The sequence below is a fragment of the Blautia sp. An249 genome, from assembly GCF_002159835.1.
Taxonomy (GTDB): Bacteria; Bacillota; Clostridia; order Lachnospirales; family Lachnospiraceae; genus Blautia_A; species Blautia_A avistercoris.
This window is the reverse complement of sequence record NZ_NFJL01000018.1, coordinates 13712-28569: the sequence shown is the minus strand read 5'-3', so window position 1 is coordinate 28569 and position 14858 is coordinate 13712. Positions and strand designations below refer to the sequence as shown.

Annotated in this window: 14 protein-coding genes; 8 read left to right on the top strand and 6 right to left on the bottom strand. The window is 44.0% G+C overall.

Annotated features, from left to right (window positions below; translation table 11 throughout):
• Window positions 1-15: 15 nt before the first annotated feature.
• The 3 genes from B5F53_RS14935 to fic are packed head-to-tail and all read left to right on the top strand — an operon-like array spanning window position 16 to window position 3203.
• The gene (locus B5F53_RS14935) at window positions 16-1074 is read left to right on the top strand and encodes a metallophosphoesterase family protein (protein ID WP_087224817.1); all 1059 of its coding nucleotides are present in this window, start codon (window positions 16-18) and stop codon (window positions 1072-1074) included.
• Window positions 1071-2555: an ATP-binding protein gene (locus B5F53_RS14930; protein ID WP_087224814.1), complete on the top strand. Its 1485-nt coding sequence runs from the start codon at window positions 1071-1073 to the stop codon at window positions 2553-2555. Before B5F53_RS14935 ends, B5F53_RS14930 begins: the two co-directional genes overlap by 4 nt.
• A 45-nt stretch (window positions 2556-2600) precedes the next feature.
• Window positions 2601-3203: a protein adenylyltransferase Fic gene (gene fic, locus B5F53_RS14925; protein WP_087224811.1), complete on the top strand. Its 603-nt coding sequence runs from the start codon at window positions 2601-2603 to the stop codon at window positions 3201-3203.
• Window positions 3204-3264: 61 nt separating this feature from the next.
• On the opposite strand, the gene B5F53_RS14920 is transcribed toward fic, so the two are convergent.
• From B5F53_RS14920 to murC, 4 genes are all read right to left on the bottom strand, one after another.
• Window positions 3265-4446: a ribose-phosphate pyrophosphokinase gene (locus B5F53_RS14920; protein WP_087224808.1), complete on the bottom strand. Its 1182-nt coding sequence runs from the start codon at window positions 4444-4446 to the stop codon at window positions 3265-3267.
• Between the two features lie 10 nt (window positions 4447-4456).
• Complete coding sequence (locus B5F53_RS14915; RefSeq protein ID WP_087224805.1) at window positions 4457-5437, bottom strand: ATP-binding protein; 981 nt, start codon at window positions 5435-5437, stop codon at window positions 4457-4459.
• A gap of 9 nt (window positions 5438-5446) precedes the next feature.
• Window positions 5447-6499, bottom strand: a complete 1053-nt coding sequence (locus tag B5F53_RS14910; RefSeq protein WP_087224802.1) for a DnaD domain protein — start codon at window positions 6497-6499, stop codon at window positions 5447-5449.
• Between the two features lie 304 nt (window positions 6500-6803).
• On the bottom strand, window positions 6804-8183 hold the full coding sequence (gene murC / locus B5F53_RS14905; protein ID WP_087224799.1) for a UDP-N-acetylmuramate--L-alanine ligase: 1380 nt from the start codon (window positions 8181-8183) through the stop codon (window positions 6804-6806).
• 323 nt (window positions 8184-8506) lie between these two features.
• Between murC and B5F53_RS14900 the strand changes: the two genes are divergently transcribed.
• From B5F53_RS14900 to spoVG, 3 genes are read left to right on the top strand one after another with little or no spacing between them, the layout of a single operon-like run.
• Complete coding sequence (locus B5F53_RS14900) at window positions 8507-9769, top strand: glucose-1-phosphate adenylyltransferase (protein WP_087224796.1); 1263 nt, start codon at window positions 8507-8509, stop codon at window positions 9767-9769.
• Window positions 9770-9776: 7 nt separating this feature from the next.
• A complete protein-coding gene (glgD, locus tag B5F53_RS14895) occupies window positions 9777-10895 on the top strand; it encodes a glucose-1-phosphate adenylyltransferase subunit GlgD (RefSeq protein ID WP_087224793.1) in 1119 nt (372 codons plus the stop codon).
• Between the two features lie 37 nt (window positions 10896-10932).
• Complete coding sequence (gene spoVG / locus B5F53_RS14890; protein ID WP_087224932.1) at window positions 10933-11226, top strand: septation regulator SpoVG; 294 nt, start codon at window positions 10933-10935, stop codon at window positions 11224-11226.
• 68 nt (window positions 11227-11294) lie between these two features.
• On the opposite strand, the gene B5F53_RS14885 is transcribed toward spoVG, so the two are convergent.
• Window positions 11295-11528: a helix-turn-helix domain-containing protein gene (locus B5F53_RS14885; protein WP_087224791.1), complete on the bottom strand. Its 234-nt coding sequence runs from the start codon at window positions 11526-11528 to the stop codon at window positions 11295-11297.
• Between the two features lie 271 nt (window positions 11529-11799).
• Here B5F53_RS14885 and B5F53_RS14880 point away from each other — a divergent pair, with 271 nt between their 5' ends.
• Both B5F53_RS14880 and B5F53_RS20590 read left to right on the top strand, forming a co-directional pair.
• Window positions 11800-13167: a PcsB-like coiled-coil domain-containing protein gene (locus tag B5F53_RS14880; protein ID WP_087224788.1), complete on the top strand. Its 1368-nt coding sequence runs from the start codon at window positions 11800-11802 to the stop codon at window positions 13165-13167.
• A gap of 191 nt (window positions 13168-13358) precedes the next feature.
• Window positions 13359-14435, top strand: coding sequence for a YARHG domain-containing protein (locus B5F53_RS20590; RefSeq protein WP_087224785.1), 1077 nt, complete (start codon window positions 13359-13361; stop codon window positions 14433-14435).
• Between the two features lie 113 nt (window positions 14436-14548).
• Here the strand turns inward: B5F53_RS20590 and B5F53_RS14870 are convergent, their stop codons facing one another.
• The gene (locus B5F53_RS14870; protein WP_176350965.1) at window positions 14549-14767 is read right to left on the bottom strand and encodes a hypothetical protein; all 219 of its coding nucleotides are present in this window, start codon (window positions 14765-14767) and stop codon (window positions 14549-14551) included.
• Window positions 14768-14858: the final 91 nt, after the last annotated feature.

Below are 14858 nucleotides of genomic sequence, written 5' to 3'. Positions count from 1 at the left end.
TAAAAGAGGAAAAAAATGAAATTTATTCATATTGCAGACGTTCATCTGGGAGCGAGCCCTGATTTAGAATACCCATGGGGAGCTGACCGAAAGCAGGAGATTTGGAATACTTTTGGCAGGGTGATTGAGGAAACGAAAAGAGAGAAAGCAGATCTTCTGCTGATTGCAGGGGATCTCTTTCACAGGCAGCCTTTAAAAAAAGAACTGAAAGAAGTAAATGGGCTCTTTCGTTCCATCCCGGATACAAAAGTGGTTCTGATTGCCGGAAATCACGATTTTATTCAGAAGAATTCCAACTACCGGACTTTTTCCTGGGCGTCCAATGTAACCGGACTTTGGGGGAGAGAGATGGAAATGGCGGAATTTCCGGAAATCAATACCTGTGTTTACGGGCTCAGTTACTGGAGCAGAGAAATCAGAGAACCTGTTTACGAAGGGATCTGCCCCGGGAAACCCGCCGGTTTTCAGATTCTGCTGGCCCACGGCGGAGATGAAAAGCATATTCCCATACGAAGGGAGGCTCTGGGACGGCTGGAATTCGATTACATTGCCCTGGGTCATATACACAAGCCTCAGGTGCTGATAAAGGACAGAGCAGCCTATGCGGGGGCTCTGGAGCCCATCGACAGAAACGACACGGGTCCCCATGGATATATTCAGGGAGAATATAACGAAAGAGGGGAATGCCGGATAGAATTTCGCCCTCTGGCCGCTCGTTCCTACTGGGATCTGGAAGTGTCCGTTCCTGAGAATTCCACCTGGTTTGAACTGGAAGACAGCATAAAGAAACAGATAGAAGCCAGAGGATCACAGAATATTTACCGGCTGACCCTGGACGGCATTCGGGAGGAAGGCGCGGCTCTTGGAACCGAACATTTAAAAACACTGGGCAACATTGTGGAAATCCGGACGAAGTTCCGGGAAGAATGGGGATATGCTCAGCTTGCAAAGAAATACGAAGGTACTTTCTTAAGCGAATATATCCGTCAGTTTCAGGGAAGAGAGTTAAATGAGACAGAAAAGAAGGCCTTGTACTACGGAGTAAAGGCTCTGATGGAGACGAGACGGGAATGATTATCAGAGAATTGGAAATTAAAAACTTCGGAAAACTGAAAAACAGGAGGCTGGTTCTGAAAGAGGGAATCAATCTGGTTTACGGGGAGAATGAAAGTGGAAAATCCACACTTTACGCCTATCTGAAGGGAATGCTGTTCGGGCTTCCCAGGATGAGAGGAAGAGCTTCCAGAAAAGACAATTATACCAGATACGAACCCTGGGAGAATCCCTGTCGTTACGGAGGAAGTCTGCGCTTTTCCTGCGGTTTAAAAGACTTTGCCCTGTACCGGAATTTCCACAAAGACCACCAGGAAGCGGTGCTGCTGTGCGAAAGCGACGGAGAGCAGCTTCGTGTGGAAGACGGGGATCTGGATATTCTTCTTGGAGAAATCAGCGAGGCTGTATATGAGAATACAGCCGCCGTGGGTCAGATTAAAACCGTTCCCGGAAAAACACTGGCAGAGGAAGTAAAGCGGTATCTGCTGAATTATGAGACAGGCAGAGACGGAGATTTGGACTTAAAGGAAGCGGAAACCTATCTGAAAGCGGAAAAAAAGGACAGGAAAGAAAAGAGCCGGGAAGAAAAACAGAAACTCGTGGAAAAAAGAATAAAAGTTACGTCCCGGATGGAATATCTGGAAGAGGAGATCGGCCAGTTTGAACTGCAGTATCACAGGCTGGAAGAGAAAGAAACAGCCGAAAAAGGTGCAGCCGCAGGAGTCAGAAAAAAGGATTCCAGGGTTTGGAAAGCAGGAGGAGGAATTGCTGTACTGACCCTGCTTTTATGCTGGTTCCTGCCGGGAATCGGAAAAGGAATTGTGGTTCTGTTGGGGATTTTGGCAGAACTGTTCTGTATCTTTCTGTGGCTGATACAGAGGAATCCAAGGGTCGGCAAAACAGAAGAAAAACGGGAGCGGGAGAAAAAAGCGGTCTGGAAAAGAGCGGATTTGCTGGAACAGAAAAAGGAAAAGGAGATCCGCCTGTCCAATCTCCGGGAAGAATACCAGGAGCTTCTGGAAGAAGAGGCCCGTAAGAATATCTGGGAAGAAGAGGAAGAGGCCATAGATCTTGCGTTGGAGACGATGCAGAATCTGGCAAAGACGATGCAGAAAAAGACCTCGGCAAAGCTGCAGGCACGGACGGAGGAAATCCTTTCTGATTTAACGAATGGGAAATACGGAAAGCTTCTGATAGACGGAGACTTGAATATAAAACTTTATACACAGGAAAAATGGACCGATCTGGAACAGGTCAGCCGGGGAACCATAGAACAGGTTTATTTTGCCCTGCGGATGGCGGTTTCAGAGACCTTTGAAGAAGGAGAGGGCCTTCCTGTCATCCTGGACGAGAGCTTCGCCATGTATGACGAGGAACGGCTTAACAGCGCACTGATCTGGCTGTATCGGTGTGGACGGCAGGTAATTCTTCTGACCTGCCAGAAGAGAGAAGAAGAATGTTTAAAAAAACTGGAAATTCCCCACCAGTTTCTTACCCTTTAAGAAGGTGGGCTTGCCCCTTTGGCGATAAAAGTAGGAGGTTTTGATATGCTGAAAAACAAACTGGGAATTGACAATTTTGCAGAGCTTGCGCGCCAGGAAGAAAAAATAAGTAAAAAAAAGGCTCTTGCACTTTTTGAAAATGGAATGCTGGATAGGCTGGAAACCGGAAGATTTTCCGCATTGCGGGCGATCCACAAGTATTTATTTGAAGATATTTACGATTTTGCAGGCGAAATCAGGACGGTGAATATAGCAAAGGGGAATTTCCGGTTTGCGCCCCTTATGTATCTGGACGCGGCCCTTGCTCAGATCGATAAGATGCCTCAGTCAAACTTTGATGAGATTATCGAGAAATATGTGGAAATGAATATTGCCCATCCTTTCAGGGAAGGAAACGGACGCAGTATGCGTATCTGGCTGGATGCCATTTTAAAGGCGGAAATCGGGAAGGTAATCGACTGGAGCAAGGTGGACAAAGAAGAATACCTGATGGCTATGGAACGCAGTCCGGTCAAGGATATTGAAATTAAATACATCCTGAAAGCGGCTCTTACAGATGAGATTGATAGCCGGGAAGTTTATATCAAAGGAATCGACCACAGTTACTATTACGAAGGATATACAGCCTTTAAAACAGAAGAACTGTAAAAAGAAAAACACAGTTGAAAACAGGTTCAGATGTTTTCAACTGTGTTTTTTGCTCTTTCTTTTACTGATTCTGCTGTTCTTTATACTGTTCGATACAATTCTTAATACGATCCACAGGATTCAGAAGGTGGCTGATGGAAGAATCGTGATTTAAGGTATCAATAAGCAGCGCGATGTATTTACTCATATCACAGGAAGTATAATAAGGTTTCTGCAGCAGTTCCGCAGTCTGATAAACCAGGTTGGTGGTCAGCAGACGGTCAAACAGGCCGTTTTGATAAGCCTTATCAAACTTCTTCAGGCCGTTGGTGAAGATTCCGAAGGTGGAGAACAGGAAAATGCGGCGCGCATTGCGTTCTTTCAGCAGAGCGGCGATTTCCAGCATGGTATCTCCGGAAGAGATCATATCATCCAGGATGATCATATCTTTACCGCTGACCTTAGCGCCTAAAAATTCATGGGCAGCTACAGGGTGGCGTCCGTTGACCGTAACGGAATAATCCCGGCGTTTATAGAACATTCCCATATCAACCCCTAATACATTGGCCAGATAAATCGCGCGGCCCATCCCTCCCTCATCGGGACTGATCACCATGAGGTGATCCGGATCAATCTGAAGATGTTTCTCTGCATGTAAAAGAGCCTTAATAAACTGATAGGTGGGCGGAATCGTCTCAAACCCATGAAGAGGAGTGGCATTCTGCACTCTTGCATCATGAGCGTCAAAGGTGAGGATATTCTCCACTCCCATATTGATCAGCTCCTGAAGGGCTGTGGCACAGTCCAGAGATTCTCTGTTATTTCTTAAAAACTGGCGGCTTTCATAGAGATAAGGCATAATCACATTCAGACGCCGTGCCTTTCCGCTGACAGCGGCGATGACACGCTTTACATCCTGGAAGTGATCATCCGGTGACATTAAGTTTGTAAACCTTCCGATAGGGTATTTCATACTGTAGTTACACACGTCCACCATCACATAAATATCATCGCCCCGGACAGATTCGCCCACAACGGCTTTGGCTTCTCCGGAACCGAATCTGGGAACCTGGGTAGGAATAATATAGGAGTCTCTTTTGTAACCGTCGAAGGGGATAGAGTTGGGGCGGTTTCCCCGTTCCGTTCTCCACTGAACCAGCCACTGATCCACTTTCTGGCCCAGTGAGGCGCAGCTTTCCAGCGGGATGAATCCTAATCGTCCTACGGGAATTGTGTGTACTTCTTTACTTGTTCTTTTACCCATGTTTTTCCTCCTAGAAACATTTTTTCTGAATACGAATATCTTTACCAATGAGTTTAATCAATTCATAATTGCTGATGATTCTTGAAAAAGTACGCTCGGAATACAAATCAAACAGACTGTTTATGGTCAGATTGGTGGAAATAATTGTAGATTTGTTCCGCATAATCCGTTCATTGACGCACAGAAAAAACTGGGAAGAGATAAAGCTGTTGGTCAGCTCCGTTCCCAAGTCGTCAATAATTAAAAGGTCACAACTGAATATGAAATCATCCAGGGCTTCCCGGGATATATTTTTGGAAAAAGCGCTCTGGGAGAGCAAATCAAACAAATCAAAGGCAGAAAAATAAACGACGCTGTGCCCTGACTCGATTAATTCCTGGGCGATGCAGTGGGAGAGAAAGGTCTTTCCCACTCCGGTATCTCCGTAAATCAGAAGATTCTTCCAGGAAGTATCAAAGCCGTCAATAAATAAATGAGCCTTTTCTACCGCCTGCCGCGCCGTCTCCCGTTCGCTGAGACCAGTTGCTTCATTTTTTATTTTATCAGAATAATAATCGAAAGAAAAGTGAGCGAAATTTTCTTTTTTTAAAATTTCTTTCAGATTGGACTGCGCATAAAGCAAATCAATGGCAGCCTTACGGAAACAGGTGCATTTTTCCATGCCGATATATCCGGTGTCCTGGCAGAGAGGACAGGTATAATGCATTTCCAGATAATCTGCCGGATAGCCGTGAGAAAGCAGCAGCGCCCTGCGTTCCTCCGCCAGAAGGGCGATCTGTGCTTTCAGATCCGAGGCAGAAGTTTCTCCTCTGGTCAGCATGGCCCGTATTTTGGAGGCGGATAACGTGGCGACTTCCTCATCAATCTCCTTCAGTCGGGGAATCTCCCCGTAAGCCTTCTTCCTGCAGATTTCCTGACGGTGTTTGTTTTCTAACTGCCGTCGGTTATATTCCCGCATGATTTCATCGTACTGAATATTTTTTAGAGGCATATGCCCTCCTTACTTGTTCGAAAAACGTTTCTCCAATTCTTCAAAGTCATAATCTCTCTGATGGAAATTGTTGAAACGATTGGTGGAGGAACCTTTTCTGGATGTGGTTTCTTTGGCGGTCCCTTTTTTCTGGTTTTTCTTAAACTCTGCATCTAAAGCAGAAAGTTGGGAAATATGATGAATCTTCCGTTTCTTCCAGTCTTTTAAAATGGTGTCTGCATACTGGAAACTGGCCTGGCCTGTCTGCAGAACAGTCCGGGTGCAGGCCTCACAGATCAGATCTAACGTAAAGCCATAATCGTTTATCCAGGTATCCATGATGGAGATTTCCGTATGTACCGGATTCCTGTTTCGGATTCCCAGAGCCTTTAAAATAGTGAAATATTTCTTATTGTAGGAATGGGATTCTTCCTTGGCCATCTTCACGGTGGAAATTCCCTTCTGAGCCCAGGATAAAGCAACCGCTTCTATGTAATGCATACTCCGGTTTCCCTTGGAAACGCAGTACTCAATTAAATACTCAATTAAGTCTGCCGGAAGTTTTAAATCTTCATAGAAATATAAAATCCGGTTGGTGTCTGTGGGAGTCAGAGTTTTCCCCAGATACTGCTCTGCAATAAACAGAAGCTGGATAATATCTTCGTTTTCCTTTAACTCCTTTACCCGATCCGGAGTGAGGGTGCTTTCTTTCTTCGGCTGAGGCTCAGCGGAAGCCGGGGCCGGAGTCTGTGCGGCCGCCGGCTTAGGGGACGGCTCGGAAACGCCGGTCAGAGCAGTCAGGGAGATTCGGCAAAGTTTTTTATCTTCTCCGTAGGTAAGGACGGCCAGTCCTTCCTGTTCCCAGTACTTAAGGGCGCGCAGAATGTCCCGCTCTGTACAGTACAGGGTATCGGCTGCTGAGGCAAGCTGAAAATCCCCGTCAGGCTGAGACAGCAGACGGGCGAGATAGAGATAAATTTTGACAAATTCTCCGTTGGCTTTCGGCATATACTGATCAATAAACCAGTTCGGAATCATTGTTACATTGGGCGAAAAATTACTTTCAATTCTAATGCCACTCATGAAAAACAGCACTCACTTTCTAATGAACTATCAGGATTATAGCACAACCTTTAAAAAATGAGAATAGGCATTTTTACCTATAAAAGTTTTTCCGATTGTGGGAGGAAAAATGTGGGAAATGTGGATAATGTGGATAAAAATATGGATAAATAGATTATGGAAAATCCCCAATGTCGAAAAAACAGCATAAAATAGGGAAAATGTAATTTTCCGGTGTCAAATTATGTAAATCAGGTTATGCACAAAAAAATCCACATGTTTCACACAGAAAAAATGTGTATAAACATGTGGATAATGTGGATAACTATTGACCAAGAAGGTGTTCTCCTATATTTACCACGTCTCCCGCCCCCATAGTTATCAACAAATCGCCTTGTGTACAATTTTCCAGAAGAAAATTTTCGATTTCGTCAAAGGTTGGGAAATATTCGCAGGGAGTTCCCAGTTCCAGAATACGTTCCTGGAGGACTTTGGAGGTAATTCCCAGAGTGTTTTTCTCTCTGGCTGCGTAAATATCGGCCAGTACAATGTGATCGGCATCTGTCAGAGCTTTGGCAAAGTCATCCAGAAGAGCCTGGGTTCTTGTATAAGTATGGGGCTGGAAAACGCACCAGATCTTTTTATGTGGATAATTATGAGCTGCCTTTAAGGTAGCTGAAATTTCTGTGGGATGATGGGCATAATCGTCGATAATGGTAACGCCGCCGATCTCCCCTTTTAACTGGAAACGTCGATCGGTTCCGGTAAATGAGGACAGGCCTTCCCGGATGATTTCCAAAGGAAGATCCAGTTTCCGTCCCAGAGCGATGGAAGCCAGAGCGTTAGAGACGTTATGGGTACCCGGAACGGATAAAGTAAACTGTCCCAGAGAGACGCCTTTTTCCACAGCAGTAAAAGTGGCAAAGCCTTTTTCATTAAACTGGATCTGGGAAGCGGTGTAATCAGCAGGATGTTCCAGGCCATAGGTAGTTACCTGACAGGGGAGATCCTTTGCAATCTCTTCGTATTTGGGTGTGTCACTGTTTATAATCAGCGTACCATCGGAAGGCAGAAGCTGTGCAAACTTCCGGAAGGAAGAGCGGATGTCATCAATGTCCTTAAAGAAATCCAGGTGATCTGCATCCATATTTAAAATAATGCTGATTTTAGGGAAAAAGCTTAAAAAGCTGTTGGTATATTCGCAGGCTTCGGTTACGAAGGTTTCCGAATTTCCCACCCGGATATTGCCTCCGATAGCCGGAAGAATACCGCCTACGGATATGGTCGGATCACAGTCGCCCTTTAAGAGGATGTGGGAAACCATGGAAGTCGTGGTGGTTTTTCCGTGGGTACCGGAAATGGCGATGGGAATTTCGTAGTTTTTCATAATCTGTCCCAGAAGTTCCGCCCTGGTAAGCATGGGGATTCCTTTCTCACGGGCGCAGGCAAATTCCGGATTATCCGGATGGATAGCCGCGGTATATACAACCACATCAATGGAATCTTCTATATTAGAAGCCCGCTGTCCGTAGAAAATTCTGGCTCCCTTTTCTTCCAGCATATGGGTAAGAGCACTCTGTTTGGCATCTGAACCGGAAACTGTGAAATTTTCTTCCAGCAGGATTTCGGCCAGACCGCTCATACTGATGCCGCCGATTCCGATGAAATGAATATGAAGCGGATTGGAAAAGTCTATCTTATACATGTTCTTGACTCCTTCGAATTTTTTTCGGATTTAATAGGAAAATAATCCAAATTATAATAATTTATTATACCTCTAACAGGAGGAAATGAAAAGTCTTTCTTGGTTTTGTCGATTTTTAGGAGGAAATGTAAAAATATACAAAAATTTGAGAGAAATTATTGCAAAAAAACGAATTCAGAGAAGAAAAATGGAAGAGGATGGTTAAAAAAATGACAATTAACACAAAAACAACGGGATTTAAGATTAAAAAATTGTAATAAATGTTCACTATCCATAGAAAGTGTGATATAATAAGAGAACCATAACGTACAAGAGGTGATTGCATGATTAAGAAAGAAATGATCGCCATGCTTCTAGCGGGCGGGCAGGGCAGCAGGTTAGGTGTGCTTACTAAGAAAGTTGCAAAACCTGCCGTTGCTTTTGGAGGGAAGTACCGGATTATTGATTTCCCTTTAAGTAACTGCATTAACTCAGGGATTGATACAGTGGGTGTGCTGACGCAGTATCAGCCTCTTCGGCTGAATACCCATATCGGTATTGGGATTCCCTGGGATTTAGACAGAAATGAGGGTGGAGTAACCGTTCTTCCTCCTTATGAGAAAAGTACAAGCAGTGAATGGTATACAGGAACTGCCAATGCTATTTTTCAGAATATGGCTTATATGGAACAGTATAATCCGGATTATGTGCTGATCCTGTCAGGAGATCATATTTATAAGATGGATTACGAAGTAATGCTGGACTTCCATAAGGCGAACAAGGCAGATGTGACAATTGCAACCATGCCGGTTCCCATTGAGGAGGCAAGCCGCTTTGGTATTATGGTAACGGACGATACGGGCCGCATTACCGAATTTGAGGAAAAACCGGAAAAACCAAGCAGCAATCTGGCTTCTATGGGAATCTATATCTTTAACTGGAGCGTTCTGAAAGAAGCGTTATACACCAATGAAAATCAGAAGGGCTGCGACTTTGGAAAACATATTCTTCCCTATTGTAAAGAGAAGAACCAGAGACTGTTTGCCTATGAATATAACGGATACTGGAAAGACGTGGGAACTCTTGGCTCTTATTGGGAAGCCAACATGGAGCTGATTGATATTATTCCGGAATTCAATTTATATGAAGCGTTCTGGAAGATTTATACGAAAGGGGACACCATTCCGCCCCAGTATCTTTCCAATGAAGCAGTAATTGATAAATGTCTGATTAGCGAGGGAGCAGAGATTTATGGCGAGGTACATAATTCTGTTCTCGGACCTAATGTAGTTGTGGGAAAAGGCAGCGTTATCCGTGACTCCATTATCATGGGAAATGTGGAAATCGGAGAAGGGGTAACGATGGATAAGGCGATTATCGCAGAAGATGTAAAAATCGGAAATAATGTAGTAATCGGATGCGGCGAGGAAGCAGAGAATGTTCTGAAACCGGCAGTCTATTCCTTCGGCATTGCAACCATCGGCGAGAAGAGTGTGGTTCCGGATAATGTGAAAATCGGAAAGAATACAGCCATCTCAGGTGTAACAACGGCAGCAGATTATCCTGAAGGACAATTGGCCAGTGGACAAGTGATAGCGAAGGAGTGATGGAAAGATGAGAGCGATTGGAATCATTTTAGCGGGTGGAAATAACAACCGCATGAGAGAATTATCGAATAAAAGAGCGATTGCAGCAATGCCGGTGGCAGGCAGCTACCGCAGTATCGATTTTGCATTAAGTAATATGGCAAATTCTCATATTCAGAAAGTGGCTGTGCTGACCCAGTATAATGCGAGAAGCTTAAATGAACATTTAAGTTCCTCCAAATGGTGGGATTTCGGAAGAAAGCAGGGCGGACTGTATGTATTTACTCCTACCATTACCAAAGACAACAGTTTCTGGTATCAGGGTACGGCCGACGCCATCTATCAGAACCTGTCCTTCCTTAAGAACAGCCATGAACCCTATGTGGTAATTGCATCCGGAGACGGAATTTATAAGATGGATTACAATAAGGTTCTGGAATATCATATCGCCAAACGGGCAGATGTAACGGTTGTATGCACTACCTGTAAAGATCCGGATGACATTGAGCGTTTCGGCGTGCTTAGGATGAACGAAGACTGCCGGATCGAAGACTTTGAAGAGAAACCTATGGTATCCCAGTATAACACGGTATCCACAGGTATCTACGTAATAAGAAGAAGACAGTTAATTGAACTAATCGAAAAATGTGCCCAGGAGGGCAGACATGACTTTGTAAAAGATATTTTAATCCGCTATAAAAACCTTAAGAGAATATACGGATATAAGATTGAGGATTACTGGAGCAACATTTCCACAGTGGATTCCTATTATAAAACCAATATGGATTTTCTGAAACCGGAAGTAAGAAATTACTTTTTCAAAGGGCAGCCGTCTGTCAAAACCAAGATTGACGATCTGCCTCCGGCCAAATACAATCCGGGCGCCGTGGTGAAAAACAGCCTGGTGGCCAGCGGATGTATTGTCAACGGTGTCGTTGAAAATTCCATTCTGTTTAAGAAAGTTTTTGTGGGAAACAATTGTGTGATTAAAAATTCAATCATTCTGAATGATGTTTATTTGGGGGATAATACACATATTGAGAACTGTATAGTAGAGAGCAGGGATACCATTCGGGCGAACTCCTACTACTGCGGTGAGGGAGAAATTAAGATAGTTATTGAAAAAAACGAAAGATACGTATTATAAACGATACGAAAATGCGTATGAAAGGGGCAAAATCAATATGAATATTACAGATGTGAGAGTGCGTAAAGTTGCAAAAGAGGGAAAAATGAAAGCGGTTGTTTCGATTACCATTGACGATGAATTTGTGGTTCATGACATTAAAGTAATCGAAGGTGAAAAAGGATTGTTTATTGCAATGCCGAGCCGTAAGGCTACGGACGGAGAATACAGAGATATTGCACATCCGATTAATTCTCTGACCAGGGACAAGATCCAGAAAATCATTCTTTCCAAGTTTGATGAAGTGATGGAGGCGGAAGCTCAGGCAGAGGATGTTCAGGAACTTGCTTAATCATGCAAAAATAAAATAAGGAAAAGGGGCTGTCGGCGGCAAGCGATTCCGCGACAGCCCCTTTTCCTTTATCCGTGAAGGGAGAATAAATTTTTTACCGGAATTTCCAACGCATCTGCAATACTGAAAAGTTTATCCAGAGAAACCGAAGTTCTCGCATTGGGAGCTTCAATATTACTTACGTGTGTCCGGCTTATGCCAGTGGCATCTGCCAGCTGCTGCTGACTCATTCCTTTTAATTTACGATAATAAGCAATGGTCAATCCCAGTTCTCTATACTGCCTTAAGTGTTTCTCGTCCATGTATTTTAAGCATCCTCCTCTATATTATCAATAGTTTATGAAATTCAGAAGGTTTTTAAAACAATTCATAAACATATCTATGCACATTTTTGAGTTGCTTATCCCCGGAAAAACTGGAAGTAAAAGGAAGTAGAGAAGAGAAGTATAACAAAAAAACGGCGAAATCTTAACAAATGTTACGTATATGTTACAAAAATTAAGCGAAAGTATTGATTTTTGAAAAGAATATGTTATACTAGGGGAGAATTAAAAAATGTGAGGTGCAGATACTATGAAGAAAAGAAAGGTACTTCCTCTGCTGATGGCAGGAATTCTTGCTACGGCAACAGCTCTGCCAGTCAGTGCGGCTACCACAGAAGAACAGATTGCAGATGCCAGAGCGCAGAAGCAGAGTGCAGAGTCCAGCTTGTCAGCCACACAGGAACATATCAGTAGTCTGGAAAGTCAGAAGAGAGAACTGGAGAGTTACTTAAATGAACTCAACACACAATATACAAATTTAACAAAAGAAGTAGGAGAGCTTTCAGAAAAAGCGGCGTTAAAGCAGGAAGAGCTTCAGAATGTTCAGAAAGAACTGGAAGAAGCGAAAGAAGAACAGGCAAAACAGTATGAGGATATGAAGCTGCGAATTGCCTATATGTATGAAAATGGGACAACTTCCTATATTAATCTTCTTTGCGAAGCGAACAGTTTCGGAGAATTCTTAAGCCGTGCTGAAAATATTTCTCAGATCACAAAGTACGACAGAGAAATGCTGAAGAAGTATGAGGCAACTTCAGAAAAAATAGCGGAACAGGAAACTAAGGTAGAGCAGGAAGCAGAAGAGATTAACAATCTCCGGGCCGAAAACGCGGCAAAACGTCAGGAAGTCAAAGAACTTGCCGCTTCCACAAGCGACAATGTACTGGCGTATGCAGAGGAAATCAGCAGCAATTACGCGCAGGCTCAGAGCTTGGTATCTCAGGTGAACAGTGCCAACGACAGCTTATACGGACTGATGCAGCAGGCGGCCGAAGAGCGCAGAGCCGCACAGGAAGCCGAGGAACAGGCGGCTGCAGAGCAGGCAGCGTTGGAAGAGCAGGAAACTTCACAGGAGACAGAAGAAGCAGAAGAAGTTTCCTATGAAGAAGAAAGTACAGAATCTTCTGAGGAAACAGAAAGCCAGGATGAAACCTACACAGACGAAGGTGAATCAGAAGAGACAGCAGAAGAAGATTACAGTGAAGAAACAGAAGAAGTTCAGGAGGAATCCGGAGATTCTGCACAGGATAATAGTTCAGACGAGAATGTTTCTGATGAATCAGCAGGGTCTTCAGAAGATACTTATGAAGAAGAAAGTTCTTCCGGTTCTTCTTCCAGTCAGGGTACATATTTAGGAAACTTTAAATTAACTGCTTATTGTAACTGTGCACAGTGCTGCGGAACAGCCGGGAATCAGACAGCCAGCGGAACATGGCCTCAGGCAGGAAGAACCGTGGCGATGGCAGGAGTTCCTTTCGGAACCCAGCTTCTGATTAACGGAAATGTATATACGGTAGAGGATTTGGGAACACCGTACGGACATGTGGATATTTACTTTAACAGCCATTCTGAGGCCCTTGCCTTCGGCCTGCAGTATGCGGATGTTTACCAGTTATAAGAAAAAAGAACATGAAGCGGACTTTCAGTTTTGGAAAGTCCGCTTTTTCTGATTGGCCCAGAAAATTTAGGCAGATAATTTCGGGGAATGGGAGTTGGATTTCCTGAAAAAAAGTTGTATACTTGTAAAAAAGAAGGGGAATCTGCTCTTTCAAAACAAAAATACGGAAATAAGCAGAGAGGAGAAGAGAGATGTTTTGCCCGAAATGTGGAAAAGAAGTAAATGAGACCTGGGGCGTTTGCCCGTATTGTGGAACCCCACTTCAGGCGCAGCCCGGTTACGGGAATCAGAATCATGCAGGAGGAGGCCGGGCGCCTAAGAAAAATACCAATATGCTGCCGGTGATTCTGGGAGGAGTGATCGGCGTTCTGGTAATTGCAATCGTTCTGATCTTAGTAGTGACACAGCTGAAAGGAAAGGATAGTTTTGACGCAGAACAAAATCTGGCGGATGTAAAACTTGGATATCTGGGAGACTACGATATGGTTCCGGTGAAATCTGTCCTGGAGCATGTATGGGCAGGGGGAAGCTGGGATTCCTTTGAAACAGATGACAAACAGATTGTAGAATATGCCGGAGCGGACAGAAACGAGAATCTGATTCAGTTTGCTGTTAAGCCGAAAAAAGAGACCTTTGAGGTGGTGTACTTTAAAAAGGATGGTTCGGTCATTGAGTCCGCAAGCGATATTAAATGGGAACTGGATTCCTTCTATCAGGAATTTGCCGGTGATTATCCTTCTCTGGGAATTCAGGTAGACAGCTCCCAGGAAAATGATACGGTGAACGGAAACTTTGGTCCCATAGATGAGCCGGAAGCAGTGAAGACAAAGGCAAAAGAAGAGCCTGTGGCAGCAGTGGATGCGGAACCTACGGCGGTTCCGACCTTTACGCCGATACCAACCCCGGTACCAACCGCCACTCCCATTCCGACTCCGGTGCCCCAGCAGCCGGTAAATACAAAGACAGACAGTACTTATATTATTCCGGACAGCAGCTATCGGTATTTATCCTACGGCGACTATTCCGGCCTGAATAATGATCAGAAACAGATGGCAATTAATGAAATTTATGCACGTCACGGAAGACTGTTTACCATTCCTCAGGTGCAGGCATACTTTGACAAAAAGACCTGGTATACAGGAACTACAGCTCCGGAGTACTTTAATGAAGGAGTATTTAACGCCTATGAAAAGGCAAATATTAAAACGCTGGCTGATGCGATGACGGCGCCTTCTTCAGCGAATCCGGCGGCTTCTGTGGGCGGCTGATAAGAATAACTGATAAAAAAGAGTGCCCTTTGGGCACTCTTGATTTTTATGTAATAGGAAATTCCGTCGGATTTCCTATTACATAAAAATCGCTCCGCTGTGGATGCGTTTGTTTATCTAAATTTATCCAACAATTCCAAATCTTCTTTTTTGAGTTTCAGATTGGAGGATAAGGTTCGGTTGTCCGGAGTTTTTACCTGGATTTGGATCACAGTTCCTTCAACCAGGGCAGTTTCCCATACTGCATATAAAAATTTTGTGAACTTGGGGTGGTTTTTGGCGAATTGGTTTTTCAGGCTTTTCAGATTCATAAGTTTTACCGGGTTTAGCATAATCCTACCTCTTTTCCTGTTTCTATCCGTTAGTATTTCCAATTGCTACTATAATTCAAACTGAGAAAAATTGTCAAGAATAAGAGAATGA

Bases quoted from the DNA above. Each gene is read 5' to 3' on its own strand.
- B5F53_RS14935 (WP_087224817.1), top strand. From the start codon at position 16: ATGAAATTTATTCATATTGCAGACGTTCATCTGGGAGCGAGCCCTGAT.
- B5F53_RS14930 (WP_087224814.1), top strand. From the start codon at position 1,071: ATGATTATCAGAGAATTGGAAATTAAAAACTTCGGAAAACTGAAAAAC.
- fic (WP_087224811.1), top strand. From the start codon at position 2,601: ATGCTGAAAAACAAACTGGGAATTGACAATTTTGCAGAGCTTGCGCGC.
- B5F53_RS14920 (WP_087224808.1), bottom strand. From the start codon at position 4,446: ATGGGTAAAAGAACAAGTAAAGAAGTACACACAATTCCCGTAGGACGA.
- B5F53_RS14915 (WP_087224805.1), bottom strand. From the start codon at position 5,437: ATGCCTCTAAAAAATATTCAGTACGATGAAATCATGCGGGAATATAAC.
- B5F53_RS14910 (WP_087224802.1), bottom strand. From the start codon at position 6,499: ATGAGTGGCATTAGAATTGAAAGTAATTTTTCGCCCAATGTAACAATG.
- murC (WP_087224799.1), bottom strand. From the start codon at position 8,183: ATGTATAAGATAGACTTTTCCAATCCGCTTCATATTCATTTCATCGGA.
- B5F53_RS14900 (WP_087224796.1), top strand. From the start codon at position 8,507: ATGATTAAGAAAGAAATGATCGCCATGCTTCTAGCGGGCGGGCAGGGC.
- glgD (WP_087224793.1), top strand. From the start codon at position 9,777: ATGAGAGCGATTGGAATCATTTTAGCGGGTGGAAATAACAACCGCATG.
- spoVG (WP_087224932.1), top strand. From the start codon at position 10,933: ATGAATATTACAGATGTGAGAGTGCGTAAAGTTGCAAAAGAGGGAAAA.
- B5F53_RS14885 (WP_087224791.1), bottom strand. From the start codon at position 11,528: ATGGACGAGAAACACTTAAGGCAGTATAGAGAACTGGGATTGACCATT.
- B5F53_RS14880 (WP_087224788.1), top strand. From the start codon at position 11,800: ATGAAGAAAAGAAAGGTACTTCCTCTGCTGATGGCAGGAATTCTTGCT.
- B5F53_RS20590 (WP_087224785.1), top strand. From the start codon at position 13,359: ATGTTTTGCCCGAAATGTGGAAAAGAAGTAAATGAGACCTGGGGCGTT.
- B5F53_RS14870 (WP_176350965.1), bottom strand. From the start codon at position 14,767: ATGCTAAACCCGGTAAAACTTATGAATCTGAAAAGCCTGAAAAACCAA.